Raw genomic sequence first — 15,798 nt, 5'->3', positions numbered from 1 at the left:
CCGCGCCGTACACGACAGTTTTCACCTCGCGCGTGGCTTCGGCTGGCAACGCGGGCAGGAGAACGACGACCGGTTCATGAAGGGGTCGCGCCGGATGGCCGTCCCGCACCGGCCGCAGGGCAGCCCTTCCTGGCCGTAGGCGTCGAGCGAGCGGTCGAAGTATCCGGACTCGCCGTTGATGTTGACGTAAAGCGCGTCGAACGAAGTCCCGCCGACGACCAGCGCCTCCGCCATCACCTCACTGGCGGCGGTGAGCACGGTGCGGCCGTGGGCAGCGGTGAGTTTGTCGGTCGGGCGGGCCCAGTGGAGCTTGGACCGCCAGAGCGCCTCGTCGGCGTAGATGTTGCCGATACCGGAGACGAGCGTCTGATCGAGCAGGGCGCGTTTGATCTCGGTCCGCCTCGACCGCAGCGCGCGGACGGCCTGGTCGAGGTCGAACCGCGGGTCCATCGGGTCGCGGGCGATATGCGCGATGGTGCCCGGCAACGCCGTCCCGTCGACCTCGGTGAGTTCAGCGAGCGCGAGCCCGCCGAAGGTCCTCTGGTCGACGAAGCGCAGCTCCGGTCCGTTGTCGGCGAAGCGGAATCGCACGCGAAGGTGCTTCTCGTCCGGCGCATCCCCGGGCTGGACGAGCATCTGGCCGCTCATGCCGAGATGCGCGAGCATGGCCTGGCCGTCGGAAAGCTCCAGCCACAGGTACTTGCCACGGCGCCGGGCGGCGGTGATCTTCACGCCGGAGAGCCGTCCGCTGAAGTCCTCCGCGCCGAGTTCGTGGCGGCGGATCGCGCGGGCGTGGAGGACTTCGACCTCGGTGATCGTCCGGCCGGAGACATGCGCCTCGAGCCCGGCACGGACCACCTCGACCTCGGGGAGTTCGGGCATGCCGTCGATTCTCCCACCGGCGGAACGGTGAGGACGGTCAGGGAGCGAGCGGCCCGACATCCGCCTTCGTCAAGGCTTTCCGCGCCCCGCCCGGCAGCAGTTCGTCGGCCCCGACGTCGTACTTCCCGGACCGCGTCTGCAGATCGAAGTCGGTCCCCGCGTACGGGTAGGAGCCGACGCCGGCGTCGACCGCCGGGCTCCCGGAGGACAGCCGGTACAACCCGTCCTGCACCAGCTTGGGGTCGACGGCTTTGTAGCCGCCAGAAGGCATCCCCGCGGGCCCGCCCCAGGCGATGTTCCCCTCGTACTTCACGTCCGAACCGCCCGGCATGCTCACGAGCTTTCCCGTCCCCTGCAGGATGTTGTTCGCGAGCACGCAGTCCTTGGGCTTGAAGTCGCCGCCGTCGCCGTGGATGCCGTCGGTGGTCCCGACGACGGTGTTGTACGCGACCACGACCCGGTCGGGCCGGTCGTGGAGTTTGCTGTCCGGCCCGCTGTCCGCCTCGTTGCCCGAGCCGAAGACGATCCCGCGGTTCGCCGTGGTGTGCACGTAGTTGTTGACGATCTTGTGGTCGTTGCCGTGGAAGCGGATCCCGGACCGGCCCAGCAGGATGTTCCCCTCCACCACGCTGCGATCCCCATGGCGCAGCACGATGAAACCGCGGCTGTCGCGGATCGTGTTGTACCGGACGACATTGTCCGACGATTTCACGGAGATCGCCTCGGAATCCCCGTCGGCCTTTTCGAACAGGTTGTACTCGACGACCCCGCCCGCCGAGTATTTCTGGTGGTGGCTCAGCCCGAACCGGATCGACTCGCCACCGTTCGAACCGGTGAACTTGTGGTTGGAGAAGTAGTTGTGATGCACCTTGACCCGCTTCGCCATGTCTTTGGCCGGGCCGAGCACCTGCAGGAAGACACCCTGGGTGGTGCGGTTCTGCAGCACGTTGTGGTCGAACTCGGTGTCGTCACCGTTGAGCGTGACCCAGTTGCCGCCGCCGGTGAGCTGGACGTCGAGCCGGGTCAGCCGGTTGTGCGTGCTGCCCACCGGAACGCTCATCGAGCCACCGTGCCGGAGCTTGAAGCCGCGCAGCACGACATGGGAAGCGCCCGAAGAGAACGAGAAACCCGCGGATCCCTTGATTTCGGCCTTGCCGACGTGTTCCGCGGTGATCGTGATCGGCGCGTTCGCCGTTCCCGACCGTTTGATCGCGATGGCCGAACCCGCCGAGTAGCTCCCGTCGGCCAGCCTGATCTCGTCGCCGGGAGCGGCCTTGTCGATCGCGGACTGCAACGCGCTCAACGACGTCACCCGGACGACTTGGGCGGCCGAAGCCGTGGCAGGACCTGTCACCAACGTCAAAATCGTCGCTGTGACCAGGCAGAAATGACGCATCCGCCGACCTCTCGACAGGCGACCTGAATGGTCGCGTCAGTGGCGGCGGACTGCGATGAGGTTACTGATTCACCGACTCGTGCGTCAACGAGCCGTCCCGGTGAAGGGAACTCAGGTCGTCTTCGGCGGCTGCTCGATGTCGAGTTCGGCCGAAAGCTGGCGCCAGGCCGTCTCAGCGGCCTTCTGCTCGGCTTCCTTCTTGGTCGTTCCCGAGCCGTAGCCGAGTTCACGCCCGCCGACGAGGACGGTGGCGCTGAACTCCTTGCGGTGATCGGGCCCGGTGTCCTCGACCTTGTACTCGGGCACGCCGAGCCCTGCCGACGCCGTCAGCTCCTGGAGGCTGGTCTTCCAGTCCAGGCCGGCGCCACGCAGCGGCGCCTCGGCGAGCAGGTCGTCGAACAGGTGGTGCACGAGCTTGCGCGCGACGTCGATGCCGTGCTGCTGGTACGCGGCGCCGATGACGGCTTCGAGCCCGTCGGCGAGGATGCTCGCCTTGTCCCGGCCGCCGGTGAGCTCTTCGCCCTTGCCCAGCAGCAGGTGCCTGCCCAGCCCGCCTTCACCGAGGCCGCGCGCGACCCTGGCCAGCGCGTGCATGTTGACCACGCTGGCACGGAGCTTCGCGAGCTGACCTTCGGCCAGGTCGGGATGGGTGTTGTAGAGGTGGTCGGTGACGACCAGGCCCAGCACCGCGTCCCCGAGGAACTCCAGACGCTCGTTCGGCGGCAACCCACCGTTCTCATACGCATAAGAACGGTGGGTCAACGACAGCGTCAACAGCTCGGGCTCGATCGTGATCCCGAGTGCTTCCAGCAGTGGTGCGGGGTCCGCGGGTGGTCCACCGGCCGACTTGCCCCCCATGTCGTCAGCTGCCGATCAGGCGGGCTCGACGACCTGGCGACCGTTGTGCTGGCCGCAGGCCGGGCACGCGATGTGCTGGAGCTTCGGCTGCTTGCAGGCGCGGTTGGAGCAGGGCACCAGCTGAACCGGAGCCGCCTTCCACTGGCTGCGGCGCGCGCGGGTGTTGGATCGCGACATCTTCCGCTTCGGGACGGCCACGAGTAGATCTCCTTCAGACGGTCTGCCCGCGGTCGCGAGCGAACTTGCTTCTCCGGAACGAGCTGGTGCTCGTCAGGCTTGCTTTCCGGGGCCATCGGCCTGGTCATCGCCCGTTTCGTTCTCGAAACGATCGACCAGCGCGGCCCACCGAGGGTCTATCTTCTCATGCCCGTGCCCGGGCTCGAGATCGGCCCACTTGACACCGCATTCGATGCACAGTCCCCGGCAGTCCTCGGCGCACAGCGGGGCCAGCGGCAGCGCCAGCACCACCGCGTCCCGGACCGTCGGCTCGAGATCGATCCGGTCGTCCACCAGGCGGGGGATCTCGTCCTCGTCGGTGGTCTCCTCGGTCGCGGAGCCGGGGTAGGCGAAGAGCTCGGTCAGGTCGACCTCGACGTCCTCGGTGATCGGGTCGAGGCACCGCGAGCAGTGCCCCGTCGCGACGGCGGACGCCGTACCGCTGACGAGCACACCCTCGACGACGGATTCGAGCATCAGGTCGAGTTCCAGGCTGGAACCGGCGTCGATGGTGATGACGTCGGGCACACCGAGCGCGGTCTCGACGGGGATGGTGCGTTGGACGGCCTTGCTCAGGCCGGCATGACGGCCGAGCTCGCGGGTGTCGAGCACCCACGGGTTCCGGTCGTCCAGCTGCGCAGGCCTGGCCTGCGGCGACTTGTTCTCAGACATCGGTTACCAGGGTACGCAGGTCCCGCCACTCACTTTCGGGCACGGTCCGCAACGCCATGAACGGTCCGTTCCTTGCAAATTTCGCAAGGAACGGACCGTTCATGGCACGCGTGTGAAGGGCCGGGGATCAGGACTGGTAGTCGTACAGCGAGGTCCGGCTGTTGCCCGGCAGGTTGACCGGCGACCGCAGGTGGTTGCGCCCGGAGTCGACCGTCCGCAGCGTGGTCGCCAGCAGTTCGGAGAACTCGGCCAGCTTCCCGTCGACGTAGGCGTCGCAGTCGCCGCGCTGCTTGTCGGCCTCGACGTGCGCCTCGTCGACGATGCGCGCCGCCTCGCCGTGCGCGGCCTGGACGACCTCGGTCTGGGCGACGAGCCGGGCCTGTTCGGCGCGGCCGTCCTCGATGGCACGCTCGTAGGCGTCGCGGCCCGCCTGGATCATCCGCTCCGACTCGGCGCGGGAGCGATCGGTGAGGCTCTGGAATTCGGCCTGTCCGGCGGCGACCATGCGCTCGGCCTCGCCGTGCGCGTCGCTCATCATCTGCTCGGCGCGGGCGCGGGCGTCGGCGAGGATGCGCTCGGCCTCGGCCTGCGCGTCGGCGACCGTGCGGTCGGCCTCGGTGTTCGCCGTGGTGATCGTCTCCGCCGCTTCGGTACGGGCGGTCTGGATCAGCTGATCACGTTTGTCCAGGACATCCTGCGCGTCGTCGACCTCGCCCGGCAGGGCGTCACGGATGTCGTCGAGCAGTTCCAGGGTGTCCCCGCGCGGGACGACGCAACTGGAGGTCATCGGCACGCCGCGGGCTTCCTCCACGATGGTGACGAGCTCGTCGAGCGCCTCGAAAACCCGGTACACGGCCCACTCCCTACCTACTGCTACAGCGATCCCCACATTCCCTGAGCTCAGTTTGCCCTCATCGCCGCCGTAAGGGGTGAAAGCGCGCGGTACCGGGCGTGTCCCCGCCGGTACCGCGCGCCATGATCACCTCGGGGCGAACGCCGGATCCAGGACCAACGCGAGCAGTTGCTGGTCGGTCAAGGACGGGGCACCGCGGTCGCCGTCGTCCAGCGTGCCGAGATCGGCGATGTTGACCGAGCCACCGCCGCTGGGCGGGAAGGCGATCGCGCCGCGGGTGACGACCCTCCCGGTCGTGAAACCTTGACCGAGGATGACGTCGCCGTCCGATTCCGCCGACTTCGGCGCGGTTTCGGAGATCACCACGAAGTTCCCGTCCGGCTGGGGAAGTTCCACGCACCTCGTCGGCTTGCGATCCGACCCGATCGCGTCGGCCCTCTTCGCCGGGTCACACCGGTTTTCGCGCGGATATCCGTCCTTCGTGGTCACCGGACCGGCGATCGTGAGGTTGACGCCCCGCGGCCTCCCTTCGGCATCGATGTACCTGACTTCCGAGGTCTTCAGGTCCCCGTACCCCACGAAGGCCCGCACTTCGATGTCCTTCGCGCCGGTGAGCACCTTCGGCATCACGTCCTTCAGATGCTGGAGCGGGTCCTTCGGTGCGGCCTGCGACGCCGCCGGCGCCAGCGGCGCGGGGCCACCCCCGGGCGCCACGAAGACCACCGCCGCCGCGATCACCGCCAGTGTCGCGACCCCCGTGGCGACCACCCCTCGCCGGTTCCGCACTTTCTTCGTCGCCTTCCCGGCGACCTCGTCCGGGTCGAAGCCGAGCGGGGGCTCGGCCAAGGTGATCCCGCGCAGCCTGTTTTCGAGTTCGTCCATCACGCGCTCCTCCCGGAGACAGCCTCGTCGTGCTGTCTCTGCAGGGCCGCGCGGAGGACGTCGAGTCCTCGCGCGGCCTGGCTCCTGACCGTCCCTTCCGAACAGCGCAGCGCGACGGCGACCTCCGCGACCGGGAGATCGGCGCAGTAGCGCAGCACGACGGCGGCGCGCTGTTTCGGGGGAACTTCGGCGAGGGCGCGAAGCAGCGAATCCGAGATCCCGGCGTCGGCCGGGGCCACGGGCTCTTCGGGGACGACACCGTCGCGGTTCTCTCTGTTCCGCCATGGTCGTCGCCGCTCGTCGAGCCAGCAGCGCAGCAGGATCTGCCTCGTGTAGTTGTCGACGGGCCCCTTCCGGCGGACCTTCGGCCAGACCCGGTAGAGCTTGATGAGCGCGGTTTGGACCAGATCCTCCGCGAGATGCCAGTCGCCGCAGAGCAGATACGCCGTCCGCCTGAGCGGTAGCGCCTTGTCCCTGGCGAACTCCCTGAAGCTCGCATCGTCCCCAGACCGCATCGTGCCTCCTCGTCCGTGTTCCGGTGTATCTCACGGACGGGGAGGCACGAAACGTTGCACGGACGGATCAGCCGGCGAGGTTCACCAGCTTGAAGGTGACGTAGCGGTCCGGCGTGTAGACGATCTCGCCGCCCTTGCCGGAGATCACGCGGTCGCTCGTGCCCACCGGGAACAGCTGGTAGTACCCGGCGGCGCACGACGGCAACACACCTTCGCGGTTCTCGTAGACCGTCCCGGTCGCGCCGCCGCGGGCCTTGTCCACCACGGACTTCGCCGCGGACGACAGCGTCGAGTAGCCGATCTTCGTCAGCTTCGAGGTGTCGCCGCAGGACGGCGCCGGGGTGCCGTCGACGTCGATCACGGAGAAGGTCTTGTAGTGATCGGCGGTGTAGAAGAACTCGCCGCCGTTACCGGTGACGATGCGCCGCGCGCCGCGGTCGGGCGAACCGGGCGTCGGGACCGTGTACTCGTGGTAGTAGGCCGAAGCGCACTTCGGGAGGATGTTCTCCCTGTTCGAGAAGACCGTGCCGTCCTTGTCCGGGTACGGGAACGGCCCGCCCTTCTTGATGAGGTCGTAGGTCGTCGTCGCCTCGGCGGGCAGCGACGAGAGCGATACGTGCTTGAACCCGGTGAGATCCCCACAAGGGTTCTGCTGGACGGAGACCGGGGCGGCCGTGGCCTGCGCGGCCCCGACCCCGCCGAAGAAGGTGACAAGCAGAACGAGCAGCGCGGCGGCGATCCGCGATCGTTTGTTGGTCATTTTCGGACCGTAACCCGATCGTGTATTCACCAGAAGGCGTCGAGATGAACTCTTCATCGCCGCCCGCGACTGCCCGACCAACGGCTTCGGCCGTTCGGGTCAACCTCGTTCGGAGTACTTCTCCGAGAGGCGTTTGAACACTATCGGCGGCACCAGGTGCTCGATGTCGCCACCGAGCGCGGTGACCTCCTTGACCAGCGAGCTCGACACGAACCCGTACGCCGGGTTGTTCGCCATCAGCAGGGTTTCGAGCCCGGTCAGCTCACGGTTCATCTGCGCCATCTGGAGCTCGTAGTCGAAGTCGCTGACCGATCGCAGGCCCTTCGCGACCGCGATGATGTCGTTCTCGCGGCAGTAGTCGACCAGGAGTCCTTGCCAGGAATCGACGCGCACGTTCGGCAGCTTCGCGGTGATCTCGCGCAGCATGTCCATCCGCTCCTCGGTGGTGAACAGGCCCTTCTTGCTCTTGTTCACCCCCACCGCGACGACGACCTCGTCGAACAGCTTCGCCGCCCGCTCGATGATGTCGAGATGTCCATTGGTGGCCGGATCGTAGGACCCGGGACAGACCGCACGCCGCATGGCGCGGACGCTACCAAGGCCGACGGCCTCCTGCGCGCTCATCGGTGCGGCGTCACACCTGATATTCGGCCCAGTAGAGCGCCGTGTCGCCGTACCGCTTCGTCCGCGTCGGCTCGAAGCCCGGCGGCCAGTCCGGCTCGCCGTCCCGCGCCGCCCGTTCGATGACCACCAGCGCGCCGTCCGTGATCCACCGGCCCGCCGCGAGCGCGGCCATGACCTCCCCCAGGCGGGTGGAATCCACGGCGTAGGGCGGGTCGGCGAGGACGATGTCGAACGTTTCCGGTGCCGGAGCGGCCACGACGGACTCGACGGCCCCGGCCCGGACCGCGCCGCCGAGTCCCAGCGCGGCGACGTTCCCCTTGAGCACTTCGACCGCGCGCCGGTCCGACTCGACGAACAGCGCGCCCGACGCGCCGCGGGACAACGCCTCCAGCCCGAGCGCGCCCGAACCGGCGTAAAGGTCGAGGACCTGGGCCCCTTGCAGCTCGCCGGCGACCTCCAGCGCGTTGAACAGCGCCTCGCGCACACGTTCCGAAGTCGGCCTCGTGCCCTTCGGCGGGACCTTCAGCCGCCTGCCGCCCGCGGTCCCCGCCACGATCCTGGTCATTGGAGCATCGTGCCTCAACGCCTTCCGCCGTGACGTTGGCCGGGACTTGGTGAAGCCTCCGCCCAGCTCGCGTAGAGTCGTCCTTCGCCCTCGGAGGCGATAGAAGCGTTTAGGAGCGTTGCGTGTCCGAACCTCGGGTCAGACGGGCCGAGATCGCCATCGAGCAAGCCCATGTGGACACCGTCTACACCCGGCTCGCCGAACTGCGAGCCCAGGCTGAGGCCATGCGTACCAAGGGCTACGAGATCGGCCATGGCGCCGGGCGGGAAGCCATCTTCGAGCAGGCGTCCATGCTGTTCGAACGGGACATGATGGTGTACCACGCCAATCAGACCCTCCAGACCCTCGACGCGGAGTACGAGGGCCTGGTCTTCGGCAGGCTCGACCACCTCGACAACGACCACATCTACGTCGGCCGGCTCGGCATCCGCGACGCCGAGTTCGACAACCTCGTCACCGACTGGCGCGCGCCCGCGGCCGCGGCGTTCTACCAGGCGACGGCCGAGGAGCCGATGGACGTCGTCCGGCGCCGGGTGATCCGGTGCTCCGGCCAGAACGTGCTCGACGTCGACGACGACGTCCTGATCGCCGACGCGGTCCCCGACGGGATGCAGATCGTCGGCGAAGGCGCGCTGATGGCCGCGCTCGGCCGGTCGCGTGGCGAGAAGATGCGGGACATCGTCGCGACCATCCAGAAGGAACAGGACGAGGTCATCCGGGCGCCGTGGCGTGGTGTCACCGAGATCACCGGCGGACCCGGCACCGGCAAGACCGCGGTCGCGCTGCACCGCGCGGCGTACCTGCTCTACCGCCACCGCCGCCAGCTCGGCGGCGCCGGCGTGCTGGTGATCGGCCCGTCCGGGGTGTTCACCAGCTACATCTCGCGGGTGCTGCCGTCGATGGGTGAGACGAACGTCGAACTGCGCGCGCTCGGCGAGGTCCTCGACGGCCTCGAAGCCACCCGGCAGGACCCGGCCCCGCTGGCGGCGATCAAGGGATCGCTGCGGATGCGGAAGATCCTGCTGCGCGCGCTGCGGGACACGCCGGAAGACGCGCCCGAGGACATGAAGATCGTCTACCGCGGCGAGGTGCTGCGGCTCAACGCGCGCGAGCTCGACAAGGTGCGCCGCAAGGTGCACACCGCGGGCGGGCCGCCGAACCGGTCGCGGATCCGCGCCGCCGAACTGCTGCTCGACGCGCTCGCCGCGAAGGCCGAGCAGCACGCGAAGGACGACGGCCGTCAGATCGACAAGGCCGAGCTGATCACCGAGCTCGGCGAGCGCATCGAGTTCCACCGGTTCCTGGTGGTCTGGTGGCCGATCCTGTACCCGGCGCAGATCCTGCGGTGGCTCGGCACCGAGAAGCGGCTCGCCTCCGCGGCGAAGGGCCTGCTCAACCGCAACGAGATCAGCATGCTCGCGGCCGACTTCGCCGACCGCTCGCGCGGCTGGACCATCGCGGACGTGGCGCTCCTCGACGAGCTGCGCGTCCTCATCGGCACGCCGCCCAAGAGCCGCCGGGCCCGCCAGAACATCGAGGTCAACCCGGAGCGTGGCGGCGCCCCGACCCGGCCCGAGCACTACGACGAGTACTCGCACGTGGTCGTCGACGAGTCGCAGGACCTCTCGCCGATGCAGTGGCGGATGGTCGGGCGGCGCGGCAAGTACGCGAGCTGGACCGTGGTCGGCGACCCGGTGCAGAGTTCGTGGCCGGATCCGGCCGAGGCCGCGATGGCGCGCGACCAGGCGTTCGGGCTCAAGACGACCCGGCGCCGGTTCACCCTGCGCACCAACTACCGGAACTCGGCGGAGATCTTCGACCTGGCCGCGAAGGTCGTCGCCGGGCACGCCGAGGCCGACGAGCTTCCGCGCGCGGTGCGGCAGACCGGCATCACGCCGGAGGTCCGGCCCGTCGAGGCTTCCGGGCTGGAGGCGGCGACACAGGCCGAGGTGAAGGAACTGATGGGGGCCGTCGAAGGCACCGTCGGCGTGATCACCGCCATGGACCGGGTGCCCGAGGTCGAGGGCTGGCTCGCCGAACTCGCGGACGAGCGGCTCAAGGTCGTCGGCAGCCTCGACTCCAAGGGCCTCGAATACGACGCGGTCGTGCTGGTGGAGCCGAACGACCTCATCACGGAGTCGACCACCGGCCGCCGGGTGCTGTACGTCGCGCTGACCCGCGCGACCCAGCAGCTGACCGTCCTGGCGTCCAACCCCGACTGGATCCCGGCCGCCTGATCACGCGTGTCGTCCATCTGATCACGTGAGTTCGCCGCCTGATCACGCGTGTTACGTGTTCGAGCACGCGAGTTCGGGGTTCGAGCACGCGAGTCGGCGTGCCTCGACGGACGACACGCGTGATCAGCTGGACGACACGCGTGATCGGGCGGCGAACACAACGGGGCGAGCGCGAAAAAGCTGAAGGGCTCCTTCAGGACACTGGTGAATGCCCTGAAGGAGCCCTTCAGACCCCCGGTGAGTGAACGATGTGGGGACGCATCGCACGTCCAGGGGTATTTCTAGCGCCTCTTCGTTGTTCGGTGTCACGGCGATTCCACCGAACAACAACGCCGAACAACGAATCGGCCGTCGTCAGGGGCACGGAGGCGCGTAATCGAGCCCCGGCAGGTGTTGCTCCCACTCGTCCGCCGTGATCCGCGGGTACACCGTCGCGCAGATGCGTTCGGCCGCCCGCTCGGGGCTGGTCTCCCACAACCGCACGCTGCCGTCCGCGACCGAGCCCGCGAGAGTGTGCCCATCGGGGGCGAACGCCACGGCGTTGACCCGGTCGACGTCGTCGGTCAGGTTCGCCGAACCGCGGACCGATCCCGGATCGGAGACATCCCATAGTCGCACGGACCGGTCGTAGCTGCCGGTCGAGAAGGTCTTCCCGTCGCCGCTGAACGCGACCGAGATGACGTTGTCGGTATGCCCTGCGAGCAGCGCGGCCTCCCGGGGTGCCGCCGGATCCGTCACGTCCCAGAGCCGGGCCGTGCGGTCGGCGCTTCCGGTGGCGGCGAGTTTCCCGTCCGGGCTGTAGGCCACCGAGAACACCGTGTCGGAGTGTCCCTTCAGTACTGAAAGCTGCTTCGGTGCCTTCGGCACGGAGACGTCCCACAGCCGGGCGGTGTGGTCCCAGCCCCCGGTGAGCAGGGTGCGGCCGTCCGGGCTGAACGCGATCGAATGGACGTCGTCGTCATGCCCGGTGAGCGTCGCGAGTTCGACGGGCCGCCGGATGTCGGCGACGTCCCACAGCTTCGCCGTGTGCCCGGAACCCGCGGTCGCGAGCGTCCGGCCGTCCGGGCTGAACGCGACGGGGTCGATGTCGTCCTCCGGGCGGTAGAAGACGCCCACGTCGACCGGCTTGCGCGGATCGGTGACGTCGATCAGCCGCATCGTGTGGTCCCAGGAACCGGCGGCGAGCGCCCGGCCGTCCGGGCTGAACGCGAGACCGCAGACACCTTGGCCGAACCCGGCGACCTTGCCCACCTCCCGCGGGTTCCGCGTGTCGGAGACGTCCACCAGTCGCACGACGCCGTCCTGGCTACCGGTGGCCAGCAGCTTCCCGTCGGAGCTGAACACCGCCCGGCAGGCCGACCTCGCCGGGCCGCTGATCGCGGGGCCCGGCAGATCCCACAGCCGCACCGTCTGGTCGTCGCTCGCGGTCACCAGCGTGCGGCCGTCCGGGGAGAACACCGCCCAGACCACGGCCGCGGTGTGCCCGACGAGCGCCGGCTTCTGGCGCGGCTTCGCCGGATCGGTGACGTCCCACAGCCGCGCGGCGCGGTCGAAACCGGTCGTGGCCAGCGTCGTCCCGTCGGGGCTGAACGCCACGGACCGCACGATGGTCTTGTGCGTGTCGATGGTCCCCAGTGGTGACGGCGCCATCGGGTCGGCGACGTTCCACAACCGCGCGGTCTGGTCGATGCTCGCGGTGGCGAGCGTCCGCCCGTCCGGGCTGAACGCCGCGGAGTGGACACCGGCGGTGTGCCCGGTCACCACTCCGAGCGGCCTGGCCTTGAGCGGGTCGGCCACGTCCCACAGTCGCGTGGTCTTGTCGGCGCCGGCCGAGACGAGTGTCCGCCCGTCGGGGGCGTAGGCGAGCCCGTTGACGTTGCCGGTGTGCCCGGTGAGGGTGGCCGCCAGTACCGGTTTCGCGAGGTCGCGGACGTCGAACAGGCGCACCGTGCCCTCGCCGTCCGCGGTGGCGAGCACCGCGGCCTTCGGGCTGAACGCCACCGCGTTGACCCGGCCCGGATGCTCCCCGACCAGTACCCCCGGCCCGGGTTTCGCCGGATCGGCGACGTTCCACAGCCGCGCGGTCTTGTCCCAGCCCGCCGTCGCGACCGCGCCACCGTCGGCGCTGAAGGACACCGAGTTGACGTTGCCGGTGTGCCCGGTCAGCGTGGCCAGCTCGCTCGGGCGGTGGGGATCCTTGATGTCCCACAGCTTGGCCGTCTGGTCCCAGCTACCGGTCACCATCACCTGACCGTCGCCGCGCAGTGCGGTCGCGTTGACCCGGTGGCCGTGCCCTCGGACGCGGGTCGAGTACGGCGACTCGAACATCGCGAGCACGCTGCCGCGGGTGTCCACGCTCGGATCGACGCGGTACGCCGCCAGCGCGAGCTGCGCGGCCAGCGCCGGGTTCGTCATCCGCATCTCGATGGCCTGCCCGGCGACCTTCTGCGCGAGCGCGCTGTTGCGCTGGGCGGTCGCGGTCTGCTCGGCCCGGACGGCGTACACCATCGCGGCCGTCGCCAGCACCAGCAGGACCGCCAGGAGCGCGACCAGCTGACGCAACCGCCGGGTGCGGCGCCGCGCGACGGCCTGCTCGTGGTTCTCGATCGCCACGCTCGCCTCTAGGAACTGGCGCTCACGCTGGGAAAGCGCGCTCTCGTGCTCCCCCGCCCAGTCCCTGGCGATAGAGAGCCGCGCGCCGCGGTAGAGCCAGCCGTCGTCGCGGCCGACCGATTCCCACGCGTCGGTCGCCTCGGTGAGCTGGCGGTGCACGCGCAGGCCCTCGCGATCCTCGGCGAGCCATTCGCGCAGCCGCGGCCAGCCCCGGATCAGCGCCTCGTGCGCGATCTCGATGCCGTTGTCGTCGAGGGTGACCAGCCGCGAGGACGCCAGCCTGTCCAGCACGACGGCGACGTCCGGGTCGTCGGCGTCCACCTCTTCGCGGGTGATGCGGCGTTTGGTGTCCTCGGTGCCTTCGCCGAGCGCGGTCATCCGTAGGAAGATCTGGTTCGCCAGCCGCTGCTGGTGCTCGCTCAGCGCGGTGAAGGTGTGCTCGGAGGTCTGCGCGACCGACCGTTCGATCCCGCCGGTGGACTCGTAGCCGGTGAGGGTGAGGGTGTTGCCGTGGCGGCGGCGCCAGGTCTCCAGCAGCGCGTGCGACAGCAGCGGCAACACGCCGGGCTGCCCGGTCGCGTCGGCGACGAGCCGCGAGACCAGCGCGTTCTCGACGCGGTACCCGGCGTCGATCGCCGGCCGCGAGATGGCCTGCCGCAGCTCCTCGGTGCTCATCGGGCCGACGAGGATCTGCGCGTCCTGCATGGCCTCGACCAGCTCGGGATGCCGCGCGCAGTGGGTGTAGAAGTCGGTGCGGATGCCGAGGACGACCCGCGTCCGGCTCTCCGGCTCGGTCGTCGCGGTGACCAGCGCCGACAGGAAGGCGGCCCGCTCATCGACGTCCTGGCAGAGCGTGAAGACCTCTTCGAACTGGTCGACGACCAGCACGACGTCGCCCTCGCGGTCGGCGACCAGCTGCCGGGCGGCCAGGCCGAGGTTGCGCGGATGCTCGGTGAGTTCGGTGAGCAGCCCGCCCGGTGCGAGCCCGAGCGCGGCGCCGAACTGGACGGCGCACTCCTGCAGCGGCCGCGACCCCGGGGTCATCAGCATGGTCACGGAGCTCTCGGCGAGCGCGGGGAGCAGCCCCGCCCGCAGCAACGACGACTTACCGGAACCGGACGCCCCCAGAACCGCCAAGAATCGTTGATCCGAAAGCCTCGCGACGAGTTTTCCGACAAGTCGTTCGCGACCGAAGAATCGGCTCGCGTCGTCCGGCCCGAATGCGGTCAGGCCGATATAAGGTGCCGATTCCCCATTCGCCGGGGCGATCGGTGAATCACGGACTCCGCCGCGCGTCCGCTCGGTCACGTCGTGCCACCGGGCCGTCCACTCCTCCTCGGGGCCGTCGCACGCCCGGACGTAGGCCAACGTCACCGCCAAGCTGGGCATCTTCTTCCCGCCGGCGGCTTCGGAGAGGGTTCCCGCGGAGTAGTGGGCACGCCTGCCCAGCTCGCGGTACGTCGGGTTTCCGGCCTTCTCACGCAGACGCCGGAGATCGGCGGCGAACTCCAGCAACGGATCGTCCCCGGGGTCCAAAGGTCTCTCCGGACGTGGCACTCTTAATCCTTTCTTTTCAGTGGTTTTCCCACCCTCGCATTCGGGGCAACCGTACCGTGGAAACGGTCGAACTCCGTCGAGTACCGGGTACATCGAGGCGGTTAATTTCGATCGATTGACAGGTGCGGGGAAGGGTTCGGGGGCCCGCCGCGTTGTACCGGGGCGTGACCTCTTTGCCTGACATCCCGCTGTCCGTGCTCGACCTCTCGCCCGTCGTGGCCGGAGGCGGTGTGGCGGATTCGCTGCGCAACACCCTCGACCTCGCCCGCCGGACCGAAGCCCTCGGCTATCACCGGTACTGGCTCGCCGAGCACCACAACATGCCCGGTATCGCGAGTTCCGCGACCGCCGTGATGATCGGCCAGGTCGCCGCCGCCACCGAGCGCATCCGGGTCGGCTCCGGCGGGGTCATGCTGCCGAACCACGCGCCGCTGGTGGTGGCCGAGCAGTTCGGCACCCTGGAGGCGTTCCACCCCGGCCGGATCGACCTCGGCATCGGGCGCGCGCCGGGCACCGACCAGCGGACCGCGCTCGCGCTGCGCGGCCCCGGCGGACTGTCCGCGGAGAACTTCCCGCAGCAGTTCGCGGAACTGCTGGCCTACTTCGAGCACTCCGACCAGCGCGCCGTCAACGCCGTGACCGCCGAGGGCAACAAGCCGCCGGTCTGGCTGCTCGGATCGAGCGGCTTCAGCGCGCGCATGGCCGGCGAGCTGGGCCTGCCGTTCTCGTTCGCACACCACTTCAGCGCCGAGAACACGCTGCCCGCCGTGGCGCTCTACCGTGACGCGTTCAAACCGTCGGACGTCCTCGACGAGCCGTACGTGATGCTCGGCGTCTCCGTGGTGGCCGCCGAAACCGACGAGCGCGCCCAGTACCTCGCCGCCCCGAGCGGGCTGACGTTCCTCAGCCTGCGCAAGGGCCGCCCCATCCCGCTGCCGACGCCGGAGGAAGCCGCGGCGTACCCGTACACCGACATCGAGCGCGTGTTCATCGAGGACCGGGCTTCGAGCAGCATCATCGGCTCGCCCGAGACGGTCCACAAGGGACTGGAGACCTTGCTGGCGGATACCGGCGCCGACGAGCTGATGATCACGACGATGGTGCACGACCAGGCGGACCGGGTGCGGTCGTACGAGCTGGTTTCCGAACTGGCGCGCTGACCGGCTTC

Annotated in this window: 14 protein-coding genes; 2 read left to right on the top strand and 12 right to left on the bottom strand. The window is 69.3% G+C overall.

Translation table 11 applies throughout. The annotated features are described in order from the left end of the window. Positions 1-21 precede the first annotated feature (21 nt). The 11 genes from mutM to rsmD all read right to left on the bottom strand — a co-directional run bounded on the left by mutM (position 22) and on the right by rsmD (position 8,223). Positions 22-882: a bifunctional DNA-formamidopyrimidine glycosylase/DNA-(apurinic or apyrimidinic site) lyase gene (gene mutM / locus ACIBTM_RS30390; protein ID WP_395880573.1), complete on the bottom strand. Its 861-nt coding sequence runs from the start codon at positions 880-882 to the stop codon at positions 22-24. A 37-nt stretch (positions 883-919) separates the two neighbouring features. Then, positions 920-2,278, bottom strand: a complete 1,359-nt coding sequence (locus tag ACIBTM_RS30385; RefSeq protein WP_395880572.1) for a polysaccharide lyase 6 family protein — start codon at positions 2,276-2,278, stop codon at positions 920-922. 111 nt (positions 2,279-2,389) lie between these two features. Beyond that, complete coding sequence (gene rnc, locus ACIBTM_RS30380; RefSeq protein WP_395880571.1) at positions 2,390-3,136, bottom strand: ribonuclease III; 747 nt, start codon at positions 3,134-3,136, stop codon at positions 2,390-2,392. A 15-nt stretch (positions 3,137-3,151) separates the two neighbouring features. Continuing rightward, entirely contained in the window at positions 3,152-3,334 is a 183-nt protein-coding gene (gene rpmF, locus ACIBTM_RS30375) for a 50S ribosomal protein L32 (protein ID WP_005160412.1), read from the bottom strand. Between the two features lie 72 nt (positions 3,335-3,406). Further along, positions 3,407-4,024: a YceD family protein gene (locus tag ACIBTM_RS30370; RefSeq protein ID WP_395880570.1), complete on the bottom strand. Its 618-nt coding sequence runs from the start codon at positions 4,022-4,024 to the stop codon at positions 3,407-3,409. Between the two features lie 127 nt (positions 4,025-4,151). Continuing rightward, entirely contained in the window at positions 4,152-4,877 is a 726-nt protein-coding gene (locus ACIBTM_RS30365; protein ID WP_395880569.1) for a DivIVA domain-containing protein, read from the bottom strand. Positions 4,878-5,003: 126 nt separating this feature from the next. Then, entirely contained in the window at positions 5,004-5,759 is a 756-nt protein-coding gene (locus ACIBTM_RS30360; protein ID WP_395880568.1) for a hypothetical protein, read from the bottom strand. After that, complete coding sequence (locus tag ACIBTM_RS30355; RefSeq protein ID WP_395880567.1) at positions 5,759-6,274, bottom strand: SigE family RNA polymerase sigma factor; 516 nt, start codon at positions 6,272-6,274, stop codon at positions 5,759-5,761. Before ACIBTM_RS30355 ends, ACIBTM_RS30360 begins: the two co-directional genes overlap by 1 nt. Before the next feature lie 67 nt (positions 6,275-6,341). After that, on the bottom strand, positions 6,342-7,034 hold the full coding sequence (locus ACIBTM_RS30350; protein WP_395880566.1) for a ribonuclease domain-containing protein: 693 nt from the start codon (positions 7,032-7,034) through the stop codon (positions 6,342-6,344). A gap of 99 nt (positions 7,035-7,133) precedes the next feature. Then, on the bottom strand, positions 7,134-7,616 hold the full coding sequence (coaD, locus tag ACIBTM_RS30345) for a pantetheine-phosphate adenylyltransferase (RefSeq protein WP_016336395.1): 483 nt from the start codon (positions 7,614-7,616) through the stop codon (positions 7,134-7,136). Positions 7,617-7,668: 52 nt separating this feature from the next. Next, positions 7,669-8,223: a 16S rRNA (guanine(966)-N(2))-methyltransferase RsmD gene (gene rsmD, locus ACIBTM_RS30340; protein ID WP_395880565.1), complete on the bottom strand. Its 555-nt coding sequence runs from the start codon at positions 8,221-8,223 to the stop codon at positions 7,669-7,671. A 122-nt stretch (positions 8,224-8,345) separates the two neighbouring features. Between rsmD and ACIBTM_RS30335 the strand changes: the two genes are divergently transcribed. Beyond that, the gene (locus tag ACIBTM_RS30335) at positions 8,346-10,460 is read left to right on the top strand and encodes a HelD family protein (RefSeq protein ID WP_395880564.1); all 2,115 of its coding nucleotides are present in this window, start codon (positions 8,346-8,348) and stop codon (positions 10,458-10,460) included. 354 nt (positions 10,461-10,814) lie between these two features. Here ACIBTM_RS30335 and ACIBTM_RS30330 read toward each other — a convergent pair whose 3' ends face one another. Beyond that, entirely contained in the window at positions 10,815-14,609 is a 3,795-nt protein-coding gene (locus tag ACIBTM_RS30330) for a helix-turn-helix domain-containing protein (protein ID WP_395880688.1), read from the bottom strand. A 185-nt stretch (positions 14,610-14,794) separates the two neighbouring features. Here ACIBTM_RS30330 and ACIBTM_RS30325 point away from each other — a divergent pair, with 185 nt between their 5' ends. Beyond that, positions 14,795-15,790 (top strand): LLM class flavin-dependent oxidoreductase, encoded by a 996-nt coding sequence (locus tag ACIBTM_RS30325; protein ID WP_395880563.1) that lies wholly within the window; start codon positions 14,795-14,797, stop codon positions 15,788-15,790. Positions 15,791-15,798: the final 8 nt, after the last annotated feature.

This window comes from Amycolatopsis sp. NPDC049868 (assembly GCF_044461365.1).
In the GTDB taxonomy this organism is placed as follows: Bacteria; Actinomycetota; Actinomycetes; order Mycobacteriales; family Pseudonocardiaceae; genus Amycolatopsis.
Note: the sequence above shows the minus strand (reverse complement) of the source record. Positions and strands in the feature narration are given on the sequence as shown.